This is a genomic window from Streptomyces sp. NPDC059355 (genome assembly GCF_042752335.1).
GTDB lineage: Bacteria > Actinomycetota > Actinomycetes > Streptomycetales > Streptomycetaceae > Streptomyces.
On record NZ_JBHYXN010000017.1, the window covers coordinates 80,455 to 104,462 of the forward strand.

The 24,008-nt window shown below is 70.6% G+C and carries 20 protein-coding genes; 11 read left to right on the top strand and 9 right to left on the bottom strand.

The genetic code is table 11. The annotated features are described in order from the left end of the window. The first annotated feature begins 91 nt into the window (after positions 1 to 91). The 6 genes from ureA to ACFXGI_RS18285 all read left to right on the top strand — a co-directional run bounded on the left by ureA (position 92) and on the right by ACFXGI_RS18285 (position 7,650). Complete coding sequence (ureA, locus tag ACFXGI_RS18260) at positions 92 to 826, top strand: urease subunit gamma (protein WP_384707279.1); 735 nt, start codon at positions 92 to 94, stop codon at positions 824 to 826. After that, positions 823 to 2,556 (top strand): urease subunit alpha, encoded by a 1,734-nt coding sequence (locus tag ACFXGI_RS18265; protein ID WP_384707282.1) that lies wholly within the window; start codon positions 823 to 825, stop codon positions 2,554 to 2,556. Before ureA ends, ACFXGI_RS18265 begins: the two co-directional genes overlap by 4 nt. Positions 2,557 to 2,601: 45 nt before the next feature. Then, positions 2,602 to 3,639 (top strand): agmatine/peptidylarginine deiminase, encoded by a 1,038-nt coding sequence (locus tag ACFXGI_RS18270; RefSeq protein WP_384707285.1) that lies wholly within the window; start codon positions 2,602 to 2,604, stop codon positions 3,637 to 3,639. A 29-nt stretch (positions 3,640 to 3,668) separates the two neighbouring features. Next, a complete protein-coding gene (locus tag ACFXGI_RS18275; RefSeq protein WP_384707288.1) occupies positions 3,669 to 4,277 on the top strand; it encodes a TetR/AcrR family transcriptional regulator in 609 nt (202 codons plus the stop codon). A 295-nt stretch (positions 4,278 to 4,572) separates the two neighbouring features. Beyond that, positions 4,573 to 6,207, top strand: coding sequence for a citramalate synthase (gene cimA / locus ACFXGI_RS18280; protein WP_384707291.1), 1,635 nt, complete (start codon positions 4,573 to 4,575; stop codon positions 6,205 to 6,207). A 96-nt stretch (positions 6,208 to 6,303) separates the two neighbouring features. Further along, positions 6,304 to 7,650, top strand: a complete 1,347-nt coding sequence (locus ACFXGI_RS18285) for a hypothetical protein (protein WP_384707294.1) — start codon at positions 6,304 to 6,306, stop codon at positions 7,648 to 7,650. A gap of 50 nt (positions 7,651 to 7,700) precedes the next feature. On the opposite strand, the gene ACFXGI_RS18290 is transcribed toward ACFXGI_RS18285, so the two are convergent. Then, the gene (locus ACFXGI_RS18290; protein ID WP_384707297.1) at positions 7,701 to 8,312 is read right to left on the bottom strand and encodes a YceI family protein; all 612 of its coding nucleotides are present in this window, start codon (positions 8,310 to 8,312) and stop codon (positions 7,701 to 7,703) included. 265 nt (positions 8,313 to 8,577) lie between these two features. Here ACFXGI_RS18290 and ACFXGI_RS18295 point away from each other — a divergent pair, with 265 nt between their 5' ends. After that, positions 8,578 to 10,161 carry an acyl-CoA carboxylase subunit beta gene (locus ACFXGI_RS18295; RefSeq protein WP_030857468.1) on the top strand — a complete coding sequence of 528 codons (1,584 nt, stop codon included), beginning with the start codon at positions 8,578 to 8,580 and terminating at the stop codon, positions 10,159 to 10,161. A 21-nt stretch (positions 10,162 to 10,182) separates the two neighbouring features. Beyond that, on the top strand, positions 10,183 to 10,386 hold the full coding sequence (locus ACFXGI_RS18300) for an acyl-CoA carboxylase subunit epsilon (protein ID WP_384707300.1): 204 nt from the start codon (positions 10,183 to 10,185) through the stop codon (positions 10,384 to 10,386). A 94-nt stretch (positions 10,387 to 10,480) separates the two neighbouring features. On the opposite strand, the gene ACFXGI_RS18305 is transcribed toward ACFXGI_RS18300, so the two are convergent. From ACFXGI_RS18305 to ACFXGI_RS18340, 8 genes are all read right to left on the bottom strand, one after another. After that, positions 10,481 to 11,062 (bottom strand): ATP/GTP-binding protein, encoded by a 582-nt coding sequence (locus ACFXGI_RS18305; protein ID WP_327278743.1) that lies wholly within the window; start codon positions 11,060 to 11,062, stop codon positions 10,481 to 10,483. After that, entirely contained in the window at positions 11,043 to 11,603 is a 561-nt protein-coding gene (locus tag ACFXGI_RS18310; RefSeq protein ID WP_384707304.1) for a DUF742 domain-containing protein, read from the bottom strand. Before ACFXGI_RS18310 ends, ACFXGI_RS18305 begins: the two co-directional genes overlap by 20 nt. A 93-nt stretch (positions 11,604 to 11,696) precedes the next feature. Next, a complete protein-coding gene (locus ACFXGI_RS18315; RefSeq protein ID WP_008739857.1) occupies positions 11,697 to 12,110 on the bottom strand; it encodes a roadblock/LC7 domain-containing protein in 414 nt (137 codons plus the stop codon). Positions 12,111 to 12,120: 10 nt separating this feature from the next. Next, positions 12,121 to 15,315: a nitrate- and nitrite sensing domain-containing protein gene (locus ACFXGI_RS18320; protein WP_384707308.1), complete on the bottom strand. Its 3,195-nt coding sequence runs from the start codon at positions 15,313 to 15,315 to the stop codon at positions 12,121 to 12,123. Between the two features lie 333 nt (positions 15,316 to 15,648). Then, on the bottom strand, positions 15,649 to 16,230 hold the full coding sequence (locus ACFXGI_RS18325) for an ATP/GTP-binding protein (protein ID WP_048475966.1): 582 nt from the start codon (positions 16,228 to 16,230) through the stop codon (positions 15,649 to 15,651). Continuing rightward, a complete protein-coding gene (locus ACFXGI_RS18330; RefSeq protein ID WP_030859942.1) occupies positions 16,211 to 16,603 on the bottom strand; it encodes a DUF742 domain-containing protein in 393 nt (130 codons plus the stop codon). Before ACFXGI_RS18330 ends, ACFXGI_RS18325 begins: the two co-directional genes overlap by 20 nt. A 150-nt stretch (positions 16,604 to 16,753) precedes the next feature. Beyond that, positions 16,754 to 17,167: a roadblock/LC7 domain-containing protein gene (locus ACFXGI_RS18335; RefSeq protein WP_008739864.1), complete on the bottom strand. Its 414-nt coding sequence runs from the start codon at positions 17,165 to 17,167 to the stop codon at positions 16,754 to 16,756. Positions 17,168 to 17,176: 9 nt separating this feature from the next. Next, positions 17,177 to 20,791: a nitrate- and nitrite sensing domain-containing protein gene (locus ACFXGI_RS18340; RefSeq protein WP_384707312.1), complete on the bottom strand. Its 3,615-nt coding sequence runs from the start codon at positions 20,789 to 20,791 to the stop codon at positions 17,177 to 17,179. Positions 20,792 to 21,356: 565 nt separating this feature from the next. Here ACFXGI_RS18340 and ACFXGI_RS18345 point away from each other — a divergent pair. From ACFXGI_RS18345 to gltX, 3 genes are all read left to right on the top strand, one after another. After that, positions 21,357 to 21,539 carry a hypothetical protein gene (locus tag ACFXGI_RS18345; RefSeq protein ID WP_384707315.1) on the top strand — a complete coding sequence of 61 codons (183 nt, stop codon included), beginning with the start codon at positions 21,357 to 21,359 and terminating at the stop codon, positions 21,537 to 21,539. 98 nt (positions 21,540 to 21,637) lie between these two features. Further along, complete coding sequence (locus tag ACFXGI_RS18350; protein ID WP_384707318.1) at positions 21,638 to 22,444, top strand: fumarylacetoacetate hydrolase family protein; 807 nt, start codon at positions 21,638 to 21,640, stop codon at positions 22,442 to 22,444. Then, positions 22,437 to 23,912 (top strand): glutamate--tRNA ligase, encoded by a 1,476-nt coding sequence (gene gltX, locus ACFXGI_RS18355; RefSeq protein WP_384707321.1) that lies wholly within the window; start codon positions 22,437 to 22,439, stop codon positions 23,910 to 23,912. The genes ACFXGI_RS18350 and gltX overlap by 8 nt, the downstream gene beginning before the upstream one ends. Positions 23,913 to 24,008 lie beyond the last annotated feature (96 nt).

Genomic DNA, 24,008 nt, shown 5'->3' on the forward strand with positions numbered 1-24,008 from the left:
AACCCCTGGTCCCAGGTCAATGCTTCATTGCTGGGAAATGAAGAGTTAGAGTGATGCTCTAACCCATCGACTCAAAAGGTGGTGGATCGGCGTGCGGCTGACCCCTACGGAGCGCGACCGGCTGCTGCTGCGCAGCGCGGCGGAACTGGCCAGGGCCCGGAGGGCCCGCGGACTCAAGCTCAACGTCCCGGAGGCCACCGCGCTCATCGCGGACACGGTCTGCGAGGCCGCGCGCGACGGCAAGCGGCTCGCGGAGGCCATCGAGGAGGCCCGCAGCGTGCTGGGCCCGGCCGATGTGCTGCCCGGCGTCTCCGACGTGGTCACCGAGGTGCACGTGGAGGCCGTCTTCGACGACGGCTCCCGCCTCGCGGTGGTCTCGGCCCCGATCCGGGGCGCGGTGCCGCTCGGCGAGAGCGCCCCGGGCGCGGTCGTGCCGGGCCCCGGCGCCCCCCAGCCGGAGCCGGCGCTGCACCTGCACGTGCGCAACACGGCCTCCGTGCCGGTGAGCGTCACCTCCCACTTCCACTTCTTCGAGGCGAACCCCCGCCTCGACTTCGACCGCGCAGCGGCCTACGGCATGCGGCTGTGCGTGCCCGCGGGCTCCTCCGTACGGTTCGACCCGCACGGCGAGGCCGAGATCGGCCTCGTCCCCATCGGCGGCGACCGCATCGCGATCGGCTTCGCCGGACTGGTCGACGGCCCCCTGGACGCCCCGGGGGCGAAGGACGAGGCCCTGCGCCGCGCCGCCGCCTGTGGCTACCTGGGCACCGGAATCGGCGACGCCGGCGACGGGGCAGAGGCAGAGGCAGAGGGAGAGCAGGCGTGAGCAAGCAGACCAGGCACAGCGACCACTGTGCGCCGGGCAGCCGGCACATCGACCCCCACGAGTACGCCTCCGTCTTCGGCCCCCGCGCCGGCGACCGGGTCCGGCTCGGGGACTCAGGGCTCACCGTCCGGGTCGAGTCCGACTCCCAGAAGCCGGGCGACGAGTTCCTGGCCGGCTTCGGCAAGACCGCCCGCGACGGACTGCACCTGAAGGCCGCCGCCGTCCGCGAGACCTGCGACGTCGTCATCAGCAACGTGCTGGTCATCGACGCCGTCCTCGGCATCCGCAAGGTCTCCGTCGGCATCCGCGAGGGCCGGATCCACGCGATCGGCCGGGCCGGCAACCCGGACACCCTCGACGGGGTGGACGTCGTCGTCGGCACCGGGACGAGCATCGTCTCCGGCGAGGGAATGATCGCCACCGCCGGCGCCGTCGACACCCACGTCCACCTGCTGTCCCCGCGCGTCATGGAGGCCTCGCTCGCCGCGGGCGTCACCACGATCATCGGCCAGGAGTTCGGCCCGGTCTGGGGCGTCGGCGTCAACTCCCCATGGGCCCTCAAGCACGCCTTCAACGCCTTCGACGCGTGGCCCGTCAACATCGGCTTCCTGGCCCGCGGCTCGTCCTCGGACGCCGCGCCCCTGATCGAGGCCCTGGCCGAGGGCGGCGCCTCCGGCTTCAAGGTGCACGAGGACATGGGCGCGCACACCCGCGCCCTGGACACCGCGCTGCGGGTGGCCGAGGAGCACGACGTCCAGGTCGCCCTGCACAGCGACGGCCTCAACGAGTGCCTGTCCGTGGAGGACACCCTGCGCGTTCTGGACGGGCGTACGATCCACGCCTTCCACATCGAGGGGTGCGGCGGCGGCCACGTGCCCAACGTGCTCAAGATGGCGGGCGTGCCGAACGTCATCGGCTCCTCCACCAACCCCACCCTCCCCTTCGGCCGGGACGCGGTCGCCGAGCACTACGGCATGATCGTCTCCGTCCACGACCTCAAGCCGGACCTCCCCGGCGACGCCGCCATGGCCCGCGACCGGATCCGCGCGGGCACCATGGGCGCCGAGGACGTCCTGCACGACCTGGGCGCGATCGGCATCACCTCCTCCGACGCCCAGGGCATGGGCCGCGCCGGCGAGACCGTCCGCCGCACGTTCGCCATGGCCGCCAAGATGAAGGGCGAGCTCGGCCCGCTCGAAGGCGACGGCGAGGGCGACGACAACGCCCGCGTCCTGCGCTACATGGCCAAACTGACCATCAACCCGGCCATCGCCCACGGCCTGGCCCACGAGATCGGCTCCATCGAGGTCGGCAAACTCGCCGACATCGTGCTGTGGCGCCCCCAGTTCTTCGGCGCCAAGCCCCAGCTGGTCCTCAAGTCCGGCTTCCCCGCGTACGGGGTCACCGGCGATCCCAACGCGGCCACCGACACCTGCGAACCACTGGTCCTCGGCCCGCAGTTCGGCTCGTACGGGGCCACCGCCGCCGACATCTCCGTCGCCTTCGTCTCCGCCGCGGCCGCCACCCTCGGCAGCGACGAGATGCCGACCCGCCGCCGCCGCGTCGCCGTCCGCGGCACCCGCGGCATCGGCCCCGGGAACCTCCTCCTCAACTCCCGGGTGGGCGCGGTCGATGTGGACGCGCGCAGCGGTCTCGTCACCCTCGACGGCGACCCGCTGCGCTCCGAAGCGGCCGACTCGGTCTCCCTCAACCGCCTGTACTTCTTGTAACGCCCGTACTTCGCGTACGGCGCACGGCTCTTAAGGACCCCTGCCATGACTGCAAAGCCCACGGACCACGGCTTCAGGATGCCCGCCGAGTGGACGCCCCACGAGCGCACCTGGATGGCCTGGCCCAGCCCCAACCCGACCTTCACCAACGCGCAGGAGCTCGCCGAGGCCCGCGAGGCCTGGGGCGCCGTCGCCCGCGCGGTGCGCGCGTACGAGCCCGTGACCCTGGTCGTGTCGCCCGGCGACGCCGAGAGCGCCCGAGCGGTCGTCGGCGAGGACGTGCAGCTGGTGGAGCGCGAGCTCGACGACGCCTGGATGCGCGACATCGGCCCGACCTTCGTGACGAACGAAGCGGGCGAGATCGCCGCCGTGGACTGGACCTTCAACGGCTGGGGCGCCCAGGAGTGGGCCCGCTGGGAGCACGACTCCAAGATCGCCCGGCACGTCTCGGACCTGGCCGGCACCCGTACGTACAGCACCCCGCTGGTCAACGAGGGCGGCGCGATCCACGTGGACGGCGAGGGCACCGTGCTCCTCACCGACACCGTGCAGCTGGGCGCCGGGCGCAACCCCGAGTGGACCCGCCGGCAGGTCGAGGAGGAGATCCACGCCCACCTCGGCACCACCGAGGCGATCTGGCTGCCGTACGGCCTGGCCGGCGACTACGGCACCTACGGCACCCAGGGCCACGTGGACATCGTGGCCGCCTTCGCCCGCCCCGGCGTGGTGATGGTCCACACCCAGCCCGACCCGGCCCACCCGGACCACGAGCGCTGCAAGACCATCGCCGCCATCCTGCGCTCCTCCACGGACGCGCGGGGCCGGCAGCTGGAGGTCGTGGAGATCCCGGCGCCGACCGTGCTGGAAGAGGACGGGGAGTGGGTGGACTACTCCTACATCAACCACTACCTGTGCAACGGCGGCGTGGTGCTGTGCTCCTTCGACGACCCGCGCGACGAGGAGGCCGCCGAGATCTTCCGCGGCCTGTTCCCCGAGCGGACCGTGACGCTGGTCGACGCACGTACGATTTTCGCCGGGGGTGGCGGCATCCACTGCATCACCCAGCAGCAGCCGAAGGTCTGACCTGCGGCGGATCTACGAAGGAGTGGCCCATGGCGGCGGGTGGAGTACGTGCGGTGCGGAAGAACGCGCCGCCGCGCGAGGACGTACTCGTCGCCGCCATGGCCACGATCGCCGAGCGCGGCCTGGAGGGCCTGACCATGGCCGGGCTCGGCCGCCAGGTCGGCATGAGCAGCGGCCACCTCCTCTACTACTTCGGCAGCAAGGACGAGCTCCTGCTGCAGACGCTGGAGTGGAGCGAGGCGGCACTGGGCACCCGGCGCCGTGCCCTGCTGGCCCGCAGCGGCTCGGCGCGCGAGCGGCTCCAGGCGTACGTGGACCTGTACGTCCCCGAGGAGGCCCGGGATCCGCACTGGACCCTGTGGCTGGAGGTCTGGAACCGCTCGCAGAACGCCGGCCCGCAGGAACGCGAGCGCCAGGCCGCCATCGAGGGCGCCTGGCACCGCGACCTGGTGGCCCTGCTCGCCGAGGGCATCTCGCGCGGGGAGTTCCGGCGCGTGGACCCCGACCGCTTCGGCGCCCGGCTGCGGGCCCTGCTCGACGGGTTCAGCATCCAGGTCGCCGTCGGCCTGCCCGGCATAGGGCGGGCGGACATCCTGGCCCACGTCTCGGAATTCCTCGACGAGGCTCTCGTATCGTGAGACGCGCTGCTCTTGCACTGAGACGTTATGGCACACTGCGAGCGTGCCTGCTCAGCTCATGATTATGGACAGCAGCGCGCCGGTCCGCAGTGGCCGCTGAACCGTGGAAGAACTTCGCGGAAGCGGCCACAGTGCCCCAGACCCGCGCGCAGACCTCTCGCACCCGCGAGAGGTCTTTTCGTTTCCCGGCTCCATTCCTGCCGGGAGCGGGCCGCGCGCGATGATGGGGGCAGTGGCGGCAGCCTGCCCTCGGGCGGGTATCCGGATCCACTCATCCGACAGGAGTCAGATCAGCATGACGACGACAGAGGCGACAGGGCCGGCGGCTCAGGACCCCGCCGCCGACGCGGACGGCTTCCACGTCTTCGACACCACCCTGCGCGACGGCGCCCAGCGTGAGGGCATCAACCTCACCGTCGCCGACAAGCTGGCGATCGCCCGGCACCTGGACGACTTCGGAGTGGGCTTCATCGAGGGTGGCTGGCCGGGCGCCAACCCCCGCGACACCGAGTTCTTCTCCCGCGCCCGCGCCGAGATCGACTTCAAGCACGCCAAGCTGGTCGCCTTCGGCGCCACCCGGCGGGCGGGCGGCTCGGCCGCCGAGGACCCGCAGGTACGGGCGCTGCTGGAGTCGGGCGCCCCGGTGATCACCCTGGTCGCCAAGTCCCACGACCGGCACGTCGAGCTCGCCCTGCGCACCACGCTCGACGAGAACCTGGAGATGGTCCGCGACACCGTCTCCCACCTGGTCGCCCAAGGCCGCCGCGTCTTCGTCGACTGCGAGCACTTCTTCGACGGCTACCGGGCCAACGCCGAGTACGCGAAGTCGGTCGTGCGCGCGGCCCACGAGGCCGGCGCCGACGTCGTCATCCTCTGCGACACCAACGGCGGCATGCTGCCCGCCCAGGTGACCGCGGTCGTCGCGACCGTGCTCGCCGACACCGGCGCCCGCCTGGGCATCCACGCGCAGGACGACACCGGCTGCGCCGTCGCCAACACCCTGGCCGCCGTCGACGCGGGCGCCACGCACGTCCAGTGCACCGCGAACGGCTACGGCGAGCGCGTCGGCAACGCCAACCTCTTCCCGGTCGTCGCCGCGCTGGAGATCAAGTACGGGCGCCAGGTCCTGCCCGAGGGCGCGCTCGCCGAGATGACCCGCATCTCGCACGCCATCGCCGAGGTCGTCAACCTGACGCCGTCCACGCACCAGCCGTACGTCGGCGTCTCCGCCTTCGCGCACAAGGCGGGCCTGCACGCCTCGGCCATCAAGGTCGACCCGGACCTCTACCAGCACATCGACCCCGAGCGGGTCGGCAACACGATGCGGATGCTGGTCTCCGACATGGCCGGCCGCGCCTCGATCGAGCTCAAGGGCAAGGAGCTCGGCGTCGACCTCGGCGGGGACCGCGCGCTGATCTCGCGGGTGGTCGAGCGGGTCAAGGAGCGTGAGCTCCAGGGCTACACGTACGAGGCCGCCGACGCCTCCTTCGAGCTGCTGCTGCGCGCCGAGGTCGAGGGCCGCGCCCGCAAGTACTTCCGTACGGAGTCCTGGCGGGCCATCGTCGAGGACCGCCCCGACGGCACCCACGCCAACGAGGCCACGGTCAAGCTGTGGGCCAAGGGCGAGCGGATCGTCGCGACGGCGGAGGGCAACGGCCCGGTCAACGCCCTGGACCGGGCGCTGCGGGTGGCCCTGGAGCGCTTCTACCCCCAGCTGGCCAAGTTCGAGCTGGTGGACTACAAGGTCCGCATCCTGGAGGGCAAGCACGGCACGGAGTCCACGACGCGCGTCCTGATCGCCACGACGGACGGCACCCGCGAGTGGTCGACGGTGGGCGTCGCCCCCAATGTGATCGCCGCGTCCTGGCAGGCCCTGGAGGACGCCTTCACGTACGGCCTCCTGCACGTGGGCGTCGAGCCCGCCGAATAGCGGGCGAGCCCCGCCGCCCCGCGCCCTCGTGGCCGGGGTGGCGGGGTTTATGTCCAGCTCACACAGAAAAGTGCCGGTTCCGGTAGCGTCTGGAGCATGAGGACCAGGCTGATATCCGTACGACCCGGCCGGCTGCTGGCCGCTCTGCTGCTGGCCCTGTCCGCGACCGCACTCGTGGCCGCCCCGCAGGCATCGGCGGCCACCGGGCCCGCTGCCGTGGCGGAGGCCCTCAAGCAGGGCCCCGTCTATGTGGATCCACGCGCCGCGGCGCAGCTGCCGAAGGACCAGGCGGACGCGCTCGCGAAGAAGATCAAGGATGCCGGGAAGCCGGTGTTCGTCGCCGTGCTGCCGGCCGGCGCCGAGTTCCCCGCCGACAGCGTGCTGCGTACGGTCCGGACCGAGACCGGCATCACCGGGCTCTACGCGATCCGGCTCGGCGACGGATTCAACGCCGGCGCCGACCGGGCGGTCATGCCCCCGGGCGCCGTCCGCAACCTGACGGACGCCGTGAAGGCCGGCGGGCCCGTGAACGCGAGCACGGAGCTGAACAACTTCGTGGACCAGGCGCTGACACAGGTCAAGGGCAGGGCCCCGGCCTCCTGGGGTGACACCGGCGCCGACGGCGGCGTCCCGGTCGGCGGTCTGGTCGCGCTCGGCGCGGTGGCCGTGATCGGCGGCGGTGGTGCGTACGCGCTGGTGCGCAGGAACCGGAAGAAGAAGGAAGAGGCGGAGCGCGAGGCCATCGAGAAGCTGCGCGTGGTCGTGGACGAGGACATCACGGCCTTCGGCGAGGAGCTCGACCGGCTGGACTTCCACCCCGGTGAGCCCGGCGCGGACGACGCGATGCGCGGGGACTACGAGAAGGGCCTCGACTCGTACGAGAAGGCCAAGGACATCATGGCCTCGGTCCGGCACCCCGAAGAGGTCAAGGGCGTCACCCAGGCTCTGGAGGACGGCCGGTTCGCGCTGGCCGGCCTCGACGCCCGCCGTCAGGGCAGGCCGCTGCCGGAACGCCGCTCGCCCTGTTTCTTCGACCCGCGGCACGGTCCGAGCACGGAGGACGCCGCGTGGGCGCCGGCCGGCGGGGCGGCGCGTACCGTCCCCGTGTGCGCGGCGGACGCCGTCCGGCTGCGTGACGGAAAGGACCCGATGGTCCGTACGGTCGACACCGAGTACGGGCCGCGTCCGTACTACGACGCGGGCCCGGCGTACGGCCCCTGGGCGGGCGGATACTTCGGCGGCGGCATCCTGCCCGGCCTGCTCGTGGGCACGGTGCTCGGTTCGATGATGTCGAGCCCCGCCTACGCCTCCGACATGGGCGGCTACGACGGCGGGGACTACTCCGGCGCCGACTTCAACTCCTCCGACTTCGGGGGAGGGGACTTCGGCGGCGGCGGTGGGTTCGACGGTGGCGGCGGGTTCGACGGCGGGGGCGGCTTCTAGGGGGTGTCACCCCCCGGCACCGCCCCCGGGACCCGGCGGCGTCAGGCGGTTCAGGCCTGCTTGATGGCCGAGATGTCGAAGGTCAGCTTCACCTTGTCGCTGACCATGACGCCGCCGGCCTCCAGCGCGGCGTTCCACGTCAGGCCCCAGTCGGAGCGCAGGATCTCGGCGGAGCCCTCGAAGCCGACGCGCTCGTTGCCGTAGACGTCGGTGGCCGAGCCGTTGAACTCCAGGTCGATGGAGAGCGGGCGGGTGACGTCCTTGATCGTCAGCTCGCCGGTGATGCGGTACCCCTCGCCGCCGAGCTGGGCCGCCTCGGTGGAGCGGAAGGTCATCAGCGGGAAGGCCTCGGCGTCGAAGAAGTCGCCGCTGCGCAGGTGGCCGTCGCGGTCGTCGATGCCGGTGTCCACGGAGGCGATCTTCACCTCGATGGAGGCGGCGGAGCGGGCCGGGTCGGCGCCGTCGAGCTGCAGGGTGCCCGAGTAGTCGGCGAAGCTGCCGCGGACGTTGGTCACCATCGCGTGGCGGACGGTGAAGCCGATGCTGCTGTGGGCGGCGTCGATGACGTAGTCGCCGGTGAGGGCGGCGAGGGCCGGGTCCACGTCGAGGGTGGCGACGGCGGTGGCCGTGGTGTCCTGGCTGCGGCGGTTGAAGAGACCCATGATGTGCTCCCTGGTGCTGGTGGGGCTGTAGCGCCCCGCATTGGTTGAACTTTCAACGAGAACGACGCTAGACCTATTCCGTTCAAATTTCAACATCTAGGGGCGGCGAGTCGCCGTTTTGTTGGACCCCCACAAAGGAGGGGGGTCCGGCCTGGTGGTGTCCGCGCATCACGTGGCGGTTCTGTTTGGCCCGGACAGCGGAACACTTCCGAGACTGTGTGAAATCAACGGAGGTTTTTCTTCGACCGCTTCGTAAGGTCGATACATGACCGTTGTGGACCAGACTCCGAGCGAGCCGACGGACGCCCGCGGGCGCGTGGCCGAGCTGCATTCCCTGCGAGAGCAGGCGCGGCGTGGACCCAGTGACCGGGCGACCGAGGCGCAGCACGCCAAGGGCAAGCTGACAGCGCGCGAGCGCATCGCGCTGCTGCTCGACGAGGGTTCCTTCAAGGAGGTCGAGCAGCTGCGCCGCCACCGCGCGACCGGCTTCGGCCTCGAGAGCAAGAAGCCGTACACCGACGGTGTCATCACCGGCTGGGGCACGGTCGAGGGCCGCACGGTCTTCGTCTACGCGCACGACTTCCGCATCTTCGGCGGCGCCCTGGGCGAGGCCCACGCCACGAAGATCCACAAGATCATGGACATGGCCATCGCGGCCGGTGCCCCGCTGGTCTCCCTGAACGACGGCGCCGGCGCCCGTATCCAGGAGGGCGTCTCCGCCCTCGCCGGCTACGGCGGCATCTTCCAGCGCAACACCAGGGCCTCGGGCGTCATCCCGCAGATCTCGGTCATGCTGGGCCCGTGCGCCGGCGGCGCCGCGTACTCCCCGGCCCTGACGGACTTCGTCTTCATGGTCCGCGAGACCTCGCAGATGTTCATCACCGGCCCCGACGTCGTCCGCGCCGTCACCGGCGAGGAGATCTCCCAGAACGGCCTCGGCGGCGCCGACGTGCACGCCGAGACCTCCGGAGTCGCGCACTTCGCGTACGACGACGAGGAGACCTGCATCTCCGAGGTGCGCTACCTCATCTCGATGCTGCCCTCCAACAACCGGGAGAACCCGCCGGTCCACGAGACCTCCGACCCCGCCGACCGGCGCTCGGACGTCCTGCTGGACCTGGTCCCCGCGGACGGCAACCGCCCGTACGACATGCACAAGGTGATCGAGGAGCTCGTCGACGAAGGCGACTTCCTGGAGATCCACGAGCGCTGGGCCCGCAACATCATCTGCGCCCTGGCCCGGCTCGACGGCCAGGTCGTCGGCATCGTCGCCAACCAGCCCGCCCACCTCGCCGGCGTCCTCGACATCGAGGCCTCCGAGAAGGCCGCGCGCTTCGTCCAGATGTGCGACGCCTTCAACATCCCGATCATCACGCTGCTGGACGTCCCCGGCTTCCTGCCGGGTGTCGACCAGGAGCACGGCGGCATCATCCGCCACGGCGCCAAGCTGCTGTACGCGTACTGCAACGCCACCGTCCCGCGGATCTCGCTGATCCTGCGCAAGGCCTACGGCGGCGCGTACATCGTCATGGACTCGCAGTCCATCGGCGCGGACATCACGTACGCCTGGCCGACGAACGAGATCGCGGTCATGGGCGCCGAGGGCGCCGCCAACGTCATCTTCCGCAAGCAGATCGCGGAGGCCGAGGACCCCGAGGCGATGCGCGCGCGCATGGTCAAGGAGTACAAGGCCGAGCTGATGCACCCGTACTACGCGGCCGAGCGCGGTCTCGTGGACGACGTCATCGACCCGGCGGAGACCCGCGAAACCCTGATCAGCTCGCTGGCGATGCTCCGCAGCAAGCACGCCGACCTGCCGTCGCGCAAGCACGGCAACCCGCCGCAGTAGAGCGAAGGAGACCTGCCACCCATGACCAAGACCGCCGACACCCTGCTGCGCGTCGAAAAGGGCAACGCCGCCCCCGAGGAGCTGGCCGCGATCACCGCGATCCTGCTGGCCCGCGCCGCGTCCGCCCCCGAGGGCCGTACGGTGCACCGCATCGGCTCCCAGGCCCGCTGGCGGCGCCTGGAGCGCACCCCCGGCTTCCGCGCCCCGCACAGCTGGCAGGGCTAGCAGTCACCGGCACTTCCCGGAACACACCGAAAGGCCCCCGCACTCCTCGGAGTGCGGGGGCCTTTCGCGTGCTTGCCGTTGCTTGCCGCGGTGCCTACCGCAGGCGGGCCATGAGGGCGTGCTCGACGAGTGTGATGAGCGCGCTCTTGGCGTCCGCGCGGTGGCGGGCGTCGGTGGTGATGATCGGGGCGTCCGGGCCGATCTGCAGGGCCTCGCGGACTTCTTCGGGGGTGTAGGGCTGGTGCCCCTCGAAGCCGTTGAGGGCCACGACGAACGGCAGCCCGCTGTTCTCGAAGTAGTCCACGGCCGGGAAGCAGTCCGCCAGGCGCCGCGTGTCGACGAGGACGACGGCACCGATGGCGCCGCGGACGAGGTCGTCCCACATGAACCAGAAGCGGTCCTGTCCGGGGGTGCCGAACAGGTACAGGATGAGGTCCTGGTCCAGGGTGATGCGGCCGAAGTCCATGGCGACCGTGGTGGTCGTCTTGTCCCCGGTGTGGGTCAGATCGTCGATGCCGGCGGACGCGGACGTCATCACGGCTTCGGTGCGCAGCGGGTTGATCTCGGAGACCGCGCCGACGAACGTGGTCTTGCCCACGCCGAACCCGCCCGCCACCACGATCTTCGCGGAGGTGGTGGAGCGAGCCGCTCCGCCGTTAGAGCTTGCGAAGTCCACTGAGCACCCTTTCGAGCAGTGTCACATCTGGCTGGCCGCCGGCAGACTCGTCGCCGCCGGGCTGGTGAATGGCGACAAGGCCCGCCTCCGCCAGGTCGGCGACGAGGATGCGGGCGACACCAAGAGGAATGGAGAGAAGTGCCGAGATCTCCGCGACGGATTTGATCTCCTGGCACAGGCGGCAGATGCGCTGGTGCTCGGGCAACTGCCCTTGCAACCGCGCGGGATCCGCCGTGGTACTGACCAGCGCCTCGATGGCGAGCTGGTAGCGCGGCCGGGTACGGCCGCCGGTCATCGCGTACGGGCGCACCAGCGGGTTGTGCGCCTTGGGGGCCTGCTGCTGGTGACCCCGGAGGGGCTGCTGCGAGGGCCGGTGGGGCGGCTGGGCCTGCTGGGGCTGGCCGTACGGCTGCTGCTGGTAGGGATTGTGCTCCGGAACCTGCCGGCTGGGAGCGGAGGGGAAGTTGAAGCGGTTCTGGTCGTGCTGCCCACCCTGCGGCTGCTGCGCGCCGCCATAAGGATGTCCTCCGGGTGTTGTCACGTTTCCTCCTCCGACTCCAAGAACGCAGTACTCCCTGTGGAACCGCGCCACCGCACCCTATGGTGCGATGACGCGAAACGCACTGCCTGTCTGCTAGTTGAGAAGACTTCCCTGCAGCTCCGAACGCAGTTCCGGCGTGAGAACACTGCCTGCTCGGTCCACGAGGAGGGCCATCTCGTAGCCCACGAGGCCGATGTCGCACTCGGGGTGCGCGAGCACCGCGAGGGACGATCCATCGGACACGGACATGAGGAAAAGGAACCCGCGGTCCATCTCCACAACGGTCTGGTTGACGGCGCCACCCTCGAAGATGCGGGAGGCTCCTGCGGTCAGCGACGTCAGACCGGAGGCCACGGCCGCCAGCTGATCGGCGCGGTCGCGCGGGAATCCGTCGGACATCGCCAGAAGAAGGCCGTCGGCGGAGACCACCACCGTGTGGGACACCCCGGGGGTGTTGTCCACGAAGTTGGTGATCAACCAGTTCAGGTTCTGTGCCGCCTGGCTCATCGGGCTCACACTAACGCTCCTGGTCATAGCTGTTACTTGACTGCTCAGAACCCGCGCTGCGTCCCTGCTGGACACCGCGCCGCAGGTTGCTCAACCTGCCGCGGACGTCCTCCGGTGCGCGGGAGACCTGGGGGCCGCCCTGCGGGGTCGTCTCCGCCGCGCCCTCGACCAGGTTGGCCTTGGGCACGCGCCGAGGGAGACCGGACGGGGTGACCCCGCCGGCCTTCGGCTCACGGAGCTTGGAGGCCTGCTGCCAGCGCTCGTCGTTGTTCGAGCGCCAGTCGGTACCGCCATCCTCGTCCCGCTCCGGGGCGGCGGGCTGCTGCTGTCGCTGCGGCCGCTGCTCGAAGAGGGATCCGGTGGACTCCGCTTCCTTCTGTGCCGGCTGCCACTGCTGCTGGCTGCCGCGGCGCGGCAGGCCCGCTCCGGTCACTTCGTGGCCGGTGTCGGCAGCGGCGCCCGGACGGTCGAAGCCTACGCGGTCCGGGGCGGGTTCGGGAGCGGCCGGGGGTTCCGATTCGGTCCCGTAGCCCTGCTGGTAGCCGCCGGAGTAGGTGTTCTGATCAGGCCACTCCGTCTGCGGGGACTGGGATGCGTAGCCGCCGTCGTACGCCGGGGCGTCCTGCTGGCGATCTTGGTATCCGGCTTCCGGATATCCGTAGTCCTGCTGCGGGTAGGCCTCGTAGCCCTGCGGGGCCACCTGAGCCTGCCGGGAGTCGTACGAGGTGTCGTACCCCTGTTCGGGCTGCTGCTCGTAACCTTGGTACGGCTGGTACCCGTGCTCCGGCTGGGGTTCCGCATACTCCTGCTCGGCGAACTCGCCCTGCTGCTCCTGCCCGTAGCCCACCTGGGCCTCGAGCGCGGCCCGGCGCTCCTGGTGGGCCAGGGAGCGGCCGACCGGGTCGAGCCCGGTGCCGTCGCCCTGCTCCTCGGCGCCTCCGGCCTCGTAACGGGAGTCGTCGAAGCCCAGCTCGGCGGCCGTACGCATCGGGACGGCCTGCTGCGAATGCTGCTGCGGGATCATCGACGACACCGTGAAGTCGTCGTCCGGGATCCCCTCGCCACCACCACCATGGGTGATCGCGTCCGGGAGCATGACCAGCGACGTGGTGCCGGCGGCCTCGCCCGAGGGGCGCAGCTGGACGCGGATGCTGTGGCGGTCCGCCAGCCGGCCGACCACGAACAGACCCATGCGCTGGGAGATCGCGGCGTCCACGGTGGGCGGGTTCGCCAGCTTGTGGTTGATGTCCGCGAAGTCCTCGGCGGTGAGGCCGATGCCCTTGTCGTGGATCTCGACCATCACGCGGCCGTCGGGCAGACGCGTCGCGTTGACGCGGACCTTGGTCTGCGGGGAGGAGAACGTCGTGGCGTTCTCCAGGAGCTCGGCGAGCAGGTGCACGAGGTCGGTCACGGCCTGGCCGTGGATCTCGGCCTCGGAGACGCCCGAGAGCTCGATGCGCTCGTACTGCTCCACCTCGGAGGAGGCGGCGCGCAGGACGTCGACGAGGGGGACCGGCTGGTCCCAGCGGCGGCCCGGTTCCTCACCCGCGAGGATGAGGAGGTTCTCGCCGTTGCGACGCATACGGGTGGCCAGGTGGTCCAGGCGGAAGAGGTTCTCCAGCTGGTCCGGGTCGGCCTCGTTGTTCTCCAGGTCGGTGATGAGGGTCAGCTGGCCCTCGATCAGCGACTGGTTGCGTATGGAGAGGTTGGTGAAGATCGCGTTGACGTTCCCTCGCAGGAGCGCCTGCTCGGCGGCGAGCCGGACCGCTTCCCGGTGGACCTGGTCGAAGGCGCGGGCGACCTCGCCGATCTCGTCCTGGGAGTTGATCGGGATCGGCGCGACACGGGTGTCGACCTTGCCCGGGTCGGTGCGCGAGAGCTGGTCGACGAGCATCGGCAGGCGCTGCTCGGCGACGTCGAAGGCGGCGGTGCGCAGACGGCGCATCGAGTTGCTCATCTGGCGGGCCATCATCGCGGCCAGGATGAAGGCGGCGAGCAGGGCCACGACCACGATGGCGCCGGTCAAGATGGCGTCGTTGCGCGCCTCGTCGGAGACGGCGACCGAGTCGGTCACGGCCTTGCCGAGGAGTTCCTTCTCGATCTCGGCGTAGCCCTCGAACTTGGCGGTGGCGCCGGCCTGCCAGGCCTGGGGCGTGGTGCCGCCCGCGATGACCTTGCTCTTGCCCTCGCCGCTGGCGATCGCCTCGGTCATACCGGTGAGGGCGGAGTTGTTCACGATCGGCGGCGCCTTGAAGGGGGTGCCGGCCTGCTCGGCCGCCCGCTTGGCCAGCGCGAGCTTCTCGGCGCCCTCCTGGGACTTCTTGCCCATGACGTCCTGGAGGCGCTTCACGTCCTCCTCGGTGCCGGCCGCGACGTACTCGCCGATCGCGATGTCCTCGAGGTAGGCGTACGAGGAGAAGGCGACGAGCTGGGCCTTGCGTATGTCCTCGTTCTCGTTCGGGCGCACCAGCAGGTGGGTGCCGACGGAACGCTGGAGCGAGTTGGCGGCCTTGGCCAGCTCGACCGCGTAGACCATGCGGCCGTAGCTGGTGACGTTGCCGGTGCCCAGACCGAGTTCGTTGGAGAACGTCATGAGGTAGTGCTGGACCAGCACGTACCCCTCTTCGGTCGGGATCGGGCCGTTGGCGCTCGGCGGGTTCTTCTTCGCCGTCTCCTGCGAGGAGTACGCCGTCTGCCGGACGGCCGCGAGCTTGGGCTCCTCCTGGTGGAAGAGCTCCAGGCGGCGTTCCAGCCCCGAGTTCGAGGGGAGGTCCTTCGAGGCCTGGGCGAACTTCTCCTTGGCCGCGTCGGTGGCCGCCCATGCCTTCGCGACGGCCTCGTTGTTCCGGTCGCCCCTGAGGAGCGGCTCGGCCGTGAGGTCGCGCTCGTTGAGGAGGGCCTGGCCGTATTCGGCCGCCGCCTGGACGATGCGGGCCGTCTTCTCGGCGTCCTTGGCCTCGTTCCAGCGGTCGACCGAGCCCTTCACCTGGAAGCCGCCCATCACCAGTCCGACGAGGACGGGGACGAGCAGGATGGCGTTCAGCTTGGTCGGCACGCGCCAGTTGCGGGGGGAGAACCTGCTGGTGCTGCCGCTCTTCGCCGGCGGGTCGACGGGTACGTCGACCGGCGACGCACCCGCACGCTGCGGCGGGGTGAAGTTGCCGCGCGCGGGTTCATCCGCGGGGCTTGAGTTGCTTCGCCTCACTCGACCAACAACCTTCCGGCGGTGCTACTAGCTAGTTAGTTGAATTCCAGCACGGTTAACGGCCGTGTTCCAAACAGTTGGAATCAGCCATTCCAAGAGCCTTATGTCACGCATAAAACGGACATAAAGAGCGAGCTGCGGCAAAAATGGAGCCAGTTGTGAGCGCAGCGGCACCGCCCGACCGCGCCCTGTGTCCAAGTGGCGGCAATTCACTGTCGAAACGTTATGAACAGAGAGGGCGGGCCGTGTCCTATGACACAGCCCGCCCTCTCACGTTGTGAAGAACCCGTGGTACTTGAGTGGTGCCCCTTGAGCGCCGTTCCCCGAACCGTGTTACTTGAGTCGGGCCATGAGGGCGTGCTCGACGAGCGTGATGAGCGCGCTCTTGGCGTCCGCGCGGTGGCGGGCGTCGGTGGTGATGATCGGGGCGTCCGGGCCGATCTGCAGGGCCTCGCGGACTTCTTCGGGGGTGTAGGGCTGGTGTCCCTCGAAGCCGTTGAGGGCCACGACGAACGGCAGCCCGCTGTTCTCGAAGTAGTCGACCGCGGGGAAGCAGTCGGCGAGCCGGCGGGTGTCGACCAGCACGATCGCACCGATGGCGCCGCGGACGAGGTCGTCCCACATGAACCAGAAGCGGTCCTGTCCGGGGGTGCCGAACAGGTACAGGATGAGGTCCTGGTCCAGGGTGATGCGGCCGAAGTCCATGGCGACCGTGGTGGTCGTCTTGTCCCCGGTGTGGGTCAGATCGTCGATGCCGGCGGACGCGGACGTCATGACGGCCTCGGTGCGCAGCGGATTGATCTCCGAGACGGCCCCGACGAACGTGGTCTTGCCCACGCCGAACCCGCCCGCCACCACGATCTTCGCGGAGGTGGTGGAGCGGGCGGTTCCGCCATTAGAGCTTGCGAAGTCCACTGAGCACCCTTTCGAGCAGCGTTACATCCGGCGTGCCGCCGGCCTCTCCATTGCCCGGCTGGTGGATGGCCACCATTCCGGCCTCGGCCAGGTCGGCGACGAGGATCCGGGCGACACCGAGCGGCATCGACAGCAGTGCGGAGACCTCCGCGACCGACTTGACCTCACGGCACAGCGTGCATATGCGCTGGTGCTCGGGAAGCAGGCCGGACAGGTGCATCGGATCGGCCGTGGTGCTGACCAGCGCCTCGATGGCGAGCTGGTAGCGGGGCCGGGTCCGTCCGCCGGTCATCGCGTACGGGCGAACAAGCGGCTGGTCGCCTTCCGAGTACGAATCACCGTACGAATCGGAGTAGGCGGGGGGCGGGGTCATTGATCCTCCGGGCTGGACAGCAGTGGTCAGCGTGCCGTCTGACGGGGCGGCCGGTGGGGGGACGGTATGACGGCCTGACGGTGGTACTGGGTTCCGGGGCTGGCCCCCGGTCCCCCGGCCGGAAGTACCGTCCGGCCGGGAGATGTGGCGTCAGATGAGCAGGCTTCCCTGCAGCTCCGCGCGCAGGTCCGGGGTGAGGACGCTGCCGGCGCGGTCCACGAGGAGGGCCATCTCGTAGCCGACAAGGCCGATGTCGCACTCGGGGTGCGCGAGCACGGCCAGGGAGGAACCGTCCGAGACGGACATGAGGAAGAGGAATCCCCGGTCCATCTCGACCACGGTCTGGTTGACGGCGCCGCCCTCGAAGATGCGGGAGGCTCCTGCGGTCAGCGACGTCAGACCGGAGGCCACGGCCGCCAGCTGATCGGCGCGGTCCCGGGGAAAGCCTTCGGACATCGCCAGAAGGAGGCCGTCGGCGGAGACCACCACCGTGTGGGACACCCCGGGGGTGTTGTCCACGAAGTTGGTGATCAACCAGTTCAGGTTCTGTGCCGCCTGGCTCATCGAACTCAACTAACGCTCCTGCTGGTAAGTGGGGTCGATGTGGTAACTGCCGGTCGCCGGGCCGTTGTTGCCGGCCTGACGGCCCTGCTGGATACCCCGTCGGAGGTTGGTCAGACGGCCGCGGACGTCGTCCGGTGATCGCGAGACCTGCGGGCCCGACTGTTCGTCGGACTGCTGCTGCGCGGTGCCGGCCACGAGGTTCGCCCGCGGTACTCGGCGGGGCAGCCCCGAGGTGGTGATGCCGCCGGCGGCGGGCTGGCGCACGCGCTCGGCCTGCCGCATCAGCTCGTCGTTGGGCGAGGACCGCCAGCTGACGGTCGGCGAGCTGCCGGCCGTCGTCGGCGCGGGCTCGGCCGCGGGCTCCTGGCCGCGCTGCGGCAGCGGCTGCTGCAGGCGCTGCTGGGGAGCCGGAGCCGGGGCGGACTGCTGCGGCTGCTGGGGAACGGGCGCCTGACCGGGGGCCTGGGGGCCCTCCTGGTGGAACCAGTTCGACTCCAGCGTATCGAAGATCGGGCTGCGCTCATTGCCGGTGCTCGCGGCCGGCGGCAGCGCCTCCGGCTGGTGAGCCTGCGGCAGCTGCGGAGCCTGCGGCTGCTGGGGGGCGAATCCGCCGACACCGGGACCGCCGGGCCGCGGGGCCTGGAAGTCCGGGCGCTCGAACTGCCCGGTGGTGCTGTTGCCGGCCGGCGGGCGCGGGGCGTTGAAGTCCGGACGGGGGAACTCCGCCGTCGAACCCGGGCCCGAGAGCTCGTCGTGGCCGCGCGGGACCTCGTGGCCGGCGTGGCGCGCCTGGTCGGCGCCCCAGCTGGTGGTCTGCGGTATCCCGGCGGGACCGCCGCCCGCACCCGGAAGCTCCGGACGCGAGGCGCCACCGCGCGGCGGCAGCTGCGGCCGGGAGCCGCGCGGAGCCGGGGCGGCGGGCGCCGGGGCCGAGGGGACCGGGCCCGTCGGAGCGGGCTGCTGCTGCGGGGGCTGCGGACGCTCGAAGCCGTTGCCCTGCGGGAACCCGCCCTGGCCGGGGGCCGCGGGCGCGGGCATCGGACGGGAGCCGGGACCGCCGGCCGGACCGCGGCCCGGCAGCGGGGCACCGCCGCCGAACGCGCCGTCAGGGAAGCCACCCTGGCCCTGGGAGGTCGGGGCACCCGGCATGCCGGTCATGCCCGGACCGCCCTGCGGACGGCCGCTCGGGCCGCCCTGCTGCGGACGCGTACCGGGACCGCCCTGCGGGCCCTGCTGGCCCGGACCGCCGTCGCGGCCCGGCAGCGCGGCACGCTGGGCGCCGCCGGAGACCTGGCCGCGCTGCTGGCCGGTGCCGACGGGCTGGCGTGCGCCGCCGCCCGGGACCGAACCCTGAGCCGAAGCACCCGGCATGCCCTGCGGGGCACCGGAGCCCGCACCGCCGGGACCGCCCTGGCCGCCCTGGCCCGGCATCGGACCCGGCTTCTTGCCGCCCTGGGCGACGTCCACCGGCAGCATGACGAGGGCCGTCGTACCGCCCGAGTCGGACGGGCGGAGCTGGATGCGGATGCCGTGTCGCAGGGACAGGCGGCCGACCACGAACAGGCCCATGCGGCGGGAGACGGAGACGTCCACGGTCGGCGGCGAGGCGAGCCGCTCGTTGATCGCGGCGAGGTCCTCGGGGGAGAGGCCGATGCCGGTGTCGTGGATCTCGACGAGCACGCGCCCGTCGGGCAGCGCGTGACCGGTGACCTTGACCTTCGTCTGCGGGGAGGAGAACGAGGTGGCGTTCTCCAGCAGCTCGGCGAGGAGGTGCACGAGGTCGTTGACGACTCGGCCGGCGACGTCGGTGCCGGGCACCGACGACAGTTCGATGCGCTCGTACTGCTCCACCTCGGACGCGGCGGCACGGAGCACGTCGACGAGCGGGACGGGGCGGGTCCACCGGCGGCCCGGCTCCTCGCCCGCGAGGACGAGGAGGTTTTCGCCGTTACGGCGCATACGGGTCGCGAGGTGGTCGAGCTTGAAGAGCGAGGACAGCTGGTCCGGGTCGGCCTCGCGCGACTCCAGCTCGGAGATGAGCGAGAGCTGGCGCTGGATGAGGCCCTGCGAACGGCGCGAGAGGTTGGTGAACATCGCGTTGACGTTGCCCCGGAGGAGGGCCTGTTCGGCGGCGAGGCGGACGGCCTCGCGGTGCACGTCGTCGAAGGCCGCGGCCACCTGGCCGATCTCGTCGCGGGTGTGCAGGCCGACCGACTCCACGGACGTGTCCACGTCCTGCGGGTCGGACTCGGACAGCTGCTTGACGAGCTCGGGCAGTCGGTCCTGGGCGACCCGGGTCGCGGTGTCCTGCAGGCGGCGCAGCGAGCGGATCATCGACCGCGCCATGACGAACGCGCCGACGAGGGAGACGCCGAGGACGAGCAGGATCAGGGCACCGTTGATGATGGCGTCCTGCTGCGAGGAGTTCTTCAGCTCGCGGGCCTTCTGCTCCATGTCCTCGAGCAGGGTCAGCTCGATGACCTTCATGGCCTGGAGCTTGGTGTCGTCCGCGTCGTACCAGTCCATCCAGGACCGGTTCTTCTCCTTGCCGAACTGCCCCTGGGTGCTCAGGACGCGGCGCGCGTAGTGGTCGGCGGTGCCGATCTCCGTGTTGCCGTCGCCGAGCGCCGCGAGGAGTTCCTCGGGCTTGCCCTGGTAGACGAGTTCGAAGGTCTTCTTCGCCTGGCTCTCGCCGCGGAGCGCGGAGAGGGCGTACAGGCGGTCGTTCTCGGTGAGCGTGCCCGGCTTCTCGCTGCTCTCGGGGAGAGAGGCGGCGATGACGGCGCGCTGGATCGAGGCGTATTCCTTGGCGGAGGAGAAGGCCGCCAGGGCACGCGTACGCTTGATCATCTCCGGGCTGGAGGTGGCCTGCGCCATGTCCTGGGAGAGCGAGAGCAGCGAGACGATCAGCGCGTTGTACTCGGTGACGGTCTGCTGGGCGCCGTTCTGGTACGCCTTCTTGCGGATTTCCTCGATGCCGGTGAGCTGGCGGCCGATCTGCAGGATGTTGTTGCGGATCGACTTGAGGGTCTCGTCCTTGTCCTCCGCGGTGTCGACCTTGTCGGTCGCGGCCTGGAAGGCCTTCGCGGCGGCGTCGGTCTGGTCGCGTACGCCCGCGACGAGGCTGTTGGGCCTGCCCGACCTGTCGACCGACAGCGGACCCGCCGACTTGTCCCGCTCCTCCTGAAGCATGGCGGCCAGGTTGGTGGCCTGCCGGGTCATCGTCGTGAGCAGCTGCATGTGCTCCAGCTGGGCGATGTCGTTCAGCGAGTCGTTGATGCGGAAGCCACCGAGCGTGGTGGCGGCGACGACCGGCAGGGTCAGCAGCGACACGAGTCGCGTGCTGATGCGCCAGTTCTGCATGGCGAATCGCGAACCGGGCCCGCTGGGGGCCTTCGGTATCGCCACGTCCTTGTCGGCCGGCTCTTCGCTCTTCGTCTTGCCCCGGGGCTTGAGGCGCGCCTTCGCCTTCACCGCGTTCACCGTGGTGGAGGAGTCGGGGCCTGCGCCATCGGCAGCCGGCCCGCGGTTCTGGGCGTGCTGGGGCGAGGAGCCACGGTCGATCCCGCCGCGCGGCTCCTGCTCCGCCGCAGCGCTGCCATCCCTCTTGAATCGTCCCTGCACTAGCGTCGCAACCTCTGGACCAGGCGTCCCGCCGGGCGACCGGTGGGACGGTGTCGAGTCGTGGGGCGTTTCGGCCCCATGGTGGTCGTCGGTGACCGGCGCGTCTCCCTCTCCTTGCCGCCGCGCGCGGCGCTGTGTCGCGCCACCTGCGCGCCGGCTGTTCCCGCGGCGGTCCCGCGAATTCCAGCACAGTGGCGGATCTCCAACAAGGTGCGCGTGTCGGCCTGGGGTGGTGGTGACGTTCCGCAGTGGGAATGTCACGCCGTGTGGGCCGCGTTTCGGGGCGAACCGGACTTACGCCGACCAAACGCAGTGGCTGGCAAGGTGTCCCAGTCGAGATGATCAGGAGCGGAATGGCTGATTCAGTGGCGCAATGTCCGTTTCGCCACCCGAAATTGACTGCCTGGTATGACCGTATTGTCGGGTCACAGGTGAGCAAACTCACACAGCCGTGGCCATTACTTCCCGGTTGGGCCGGGGAATCGGATGTTTAGCCTTGCCCTTTACAGGGTTGAAGGATCCGACAACCCCCACCCGACAACACGAGCCGAGGGCCCGAAACACCGTGAAGACGACGATGATGTTCCGCAACATAGCCAACCCCCGCCGCACCACCCTCGCGCACCTCAAGGACGCCGAAGAGCTGCAGGCGATCGAGGCTCCGGAGCACGCCGTCGAGCTGCCCGCCCAGACCGCGAACCCGCGCCGCACGATCCTGATGGACGCGCCGGTCGCCGCCGCGCGGTAAGCCACTCGGGAAAAGGAGCGCGAAGCGCCGCTGCCCGCCGCGTTAGCCTGGACACGCAGACTCCAGCCAGCGGAAATACAGAGGGGCAGACGCAACACGTGCGCATCGCCAGGTTCTCCATCGACGGCAATGTCGCGTTCGGCGCGGTCGAGGGCAGCACTGCCCCCGGCGCCGAGGGTGAGCTCGTCCTCGACATCATCAAGGGCATTCCGTTCGCGGACTTCGAGCTCTCGGGCACGAAGGTCCCGCTGAGCAAGGTCCGGCTGCTGCCGCCCGTGCTCCCGAACAAGGTCGTGGCCATCGGCCGCAACTACGCGGAGCACGCGGCAGAGCTCGGAAACGCCATCTTCGACGATCAAGGCCGTCCCGAGGCGCCGATCACCTTCTTCAAGCCCTCCACCTCGGTGGTCGGCCCGGGCGACCCGATCGCGTACCCCTCCTTCTCCCAGGACCTCCACCACGAGGCGGAGCTCGCCGTGGTCATCGGCCGCATGTGCCGCGAGGTCCCGAAGGAGCGCGTCAAGGACGTGATCCTCGGCTACACCTGCGCCAACGACGTCACCGCGCGCGACGTCCAGCAGCGCGAGAAGCAGTGGGCCCGGGCCAAGGGCTTCGACAGCTCCTGCCCCCTCGGCCCCTGGATCGAGACCGACCTCGACCCGACCGACCTGACCATCCAGTGCACCGTCAACGGCGAACAGCGCCAGCTCGGCCGCACCAGCGACATGGTCCGCTCCATCGAGGACCTGATCGTCCACATCACCGAGGCCATGACGCTGCTCCCCGGCGACGTCATCCTCACGGGGACCCCGGCCGGAGTCGGCCCCCTCAACGTCGGCGACGAGGTCGCCGTCACCATCGAAGGCATCGGCACTCTCACCAACAAGGTGATCAAGCGTGGCTAACGCGAACGTCCGCGTACGTTTCTGTCCCTCCCCGACCGGCAACCCCCACGTGGGCCTGGTCCGGACCGCCCTCTTCAACTGGGCGTTCGCCCGCCACCACGGCGGTACGTTCGTCTTCCGCATCGAGGACACCGACGCGGCCCGCGACTCCGAGGAGTCGTACGAGCAGCTGCTCGACTCGCTGCGCTGGCTCGGCTTCACCTGGGACGAGGGCCCCGAGGTCGGCGGCCCGCACGCCCCGTACCGCCAGTCCGAGCGCATGGACGTCTACGCGGACGTGGCCCAGCGCCTGCGCGAGGGCGGGTACGCGTACGACTGCTACTGCACGACCGAGGAGCTGGACGCGCGCCGCGCCGCAGCCCGCGCCGCCGGCAAGCCCTCCGGCTACGACGGCCACTGCCGCGAGCTGACCCAGGTGCAGCTGGAGGCGTACCAGGGCGAGCACCGCCCCTCGATCGTCCGCTTCCGGATGCCCGACGAGCCGATCACCTTCACCGACCTGGTCCGCGGCGAGCTGACCTTCACCCCGGAGAACGTGCCGGACTTCGGCATCCTGCGGGCCAACGGCGCGCCGCTCTACACGCTCGTCAACCCGGTCGACGACGCGCTGATGCAGATCACGCACGTGCTCCGCGGCGAGGACCTGCTGTCCTCCACCCCGCGCCAGATCGCGCTGTACAAGGCGCTGATCGAGATCGGCGTCGCCACGGACGTCCCGCGGTTCGGCCACCTGCCGTACGTGATGGGCGAGGGCAACAAGAAGCTCTCCAAGCGCGACCCCGAGTCCTCGCTCAACCTGTACCGCGAGCGCGGCTTCCTCCCCGAGGGCCTGCTGAACTACCTCTCGCTCCTCGGCTGGTCCTTCTCCAAGGACCAGGACGTCTTCTCGATCGAGGAGATGGTGGCCAAGTTCGACATCGACGGCGTGAACGCCAACCCGGCGCGCTTCGACCTCAAGAAGGCCGAGTCGATCAACGGCGACCACATCCGCCTCCTCGACCCGAAGGCCTTCGCGGACGCCTGCACCCCGTGGCTCCGGGCCCCGCACGCCAACTGGGCGCCCGAGGAGTTCGACGCCGAGGCCTGGGCGGCCATCGCGCCGTACGCCCAGACCCGCGTGACGGTCCTGTCCGACATCACGGCCAACGTCGACTTCCTGTTCCTGAAGGAGCCGGTCGAGGACCAGCCGTCGTGGGACAAGGCGATGAAGGGCGAGCCCGCGGCCCTCCTGACCACCGCCCGCGCCAACCTGGACGCCGCCGACTGGAGCGACCCCGAGTCCCTCAAGCAGGCCGTCCTGACCGCCGGCGAGGCCCACGGCCTCAAGCTCGGCAAGGCGCAGGCCCCGGTCCGCGTGGCGGTCACCGGCCGTACGGTCGGCCTGCCGCTCTTCGAGTCCCTCCAGATCCTGGGCAAGGAGCGCTCGCTGTCGCGCATCGACGCGGCCCTGGCGAAGCTCGCCGCGTAGGCGCAGCCCGTACGCAGGTCCCCCAGGGGGCGGCAGCCGGACATCCCGGCAGCCGCCCCCTGACGCGTTGTCCGGGCGCCTGCGGACGTCCGCCGG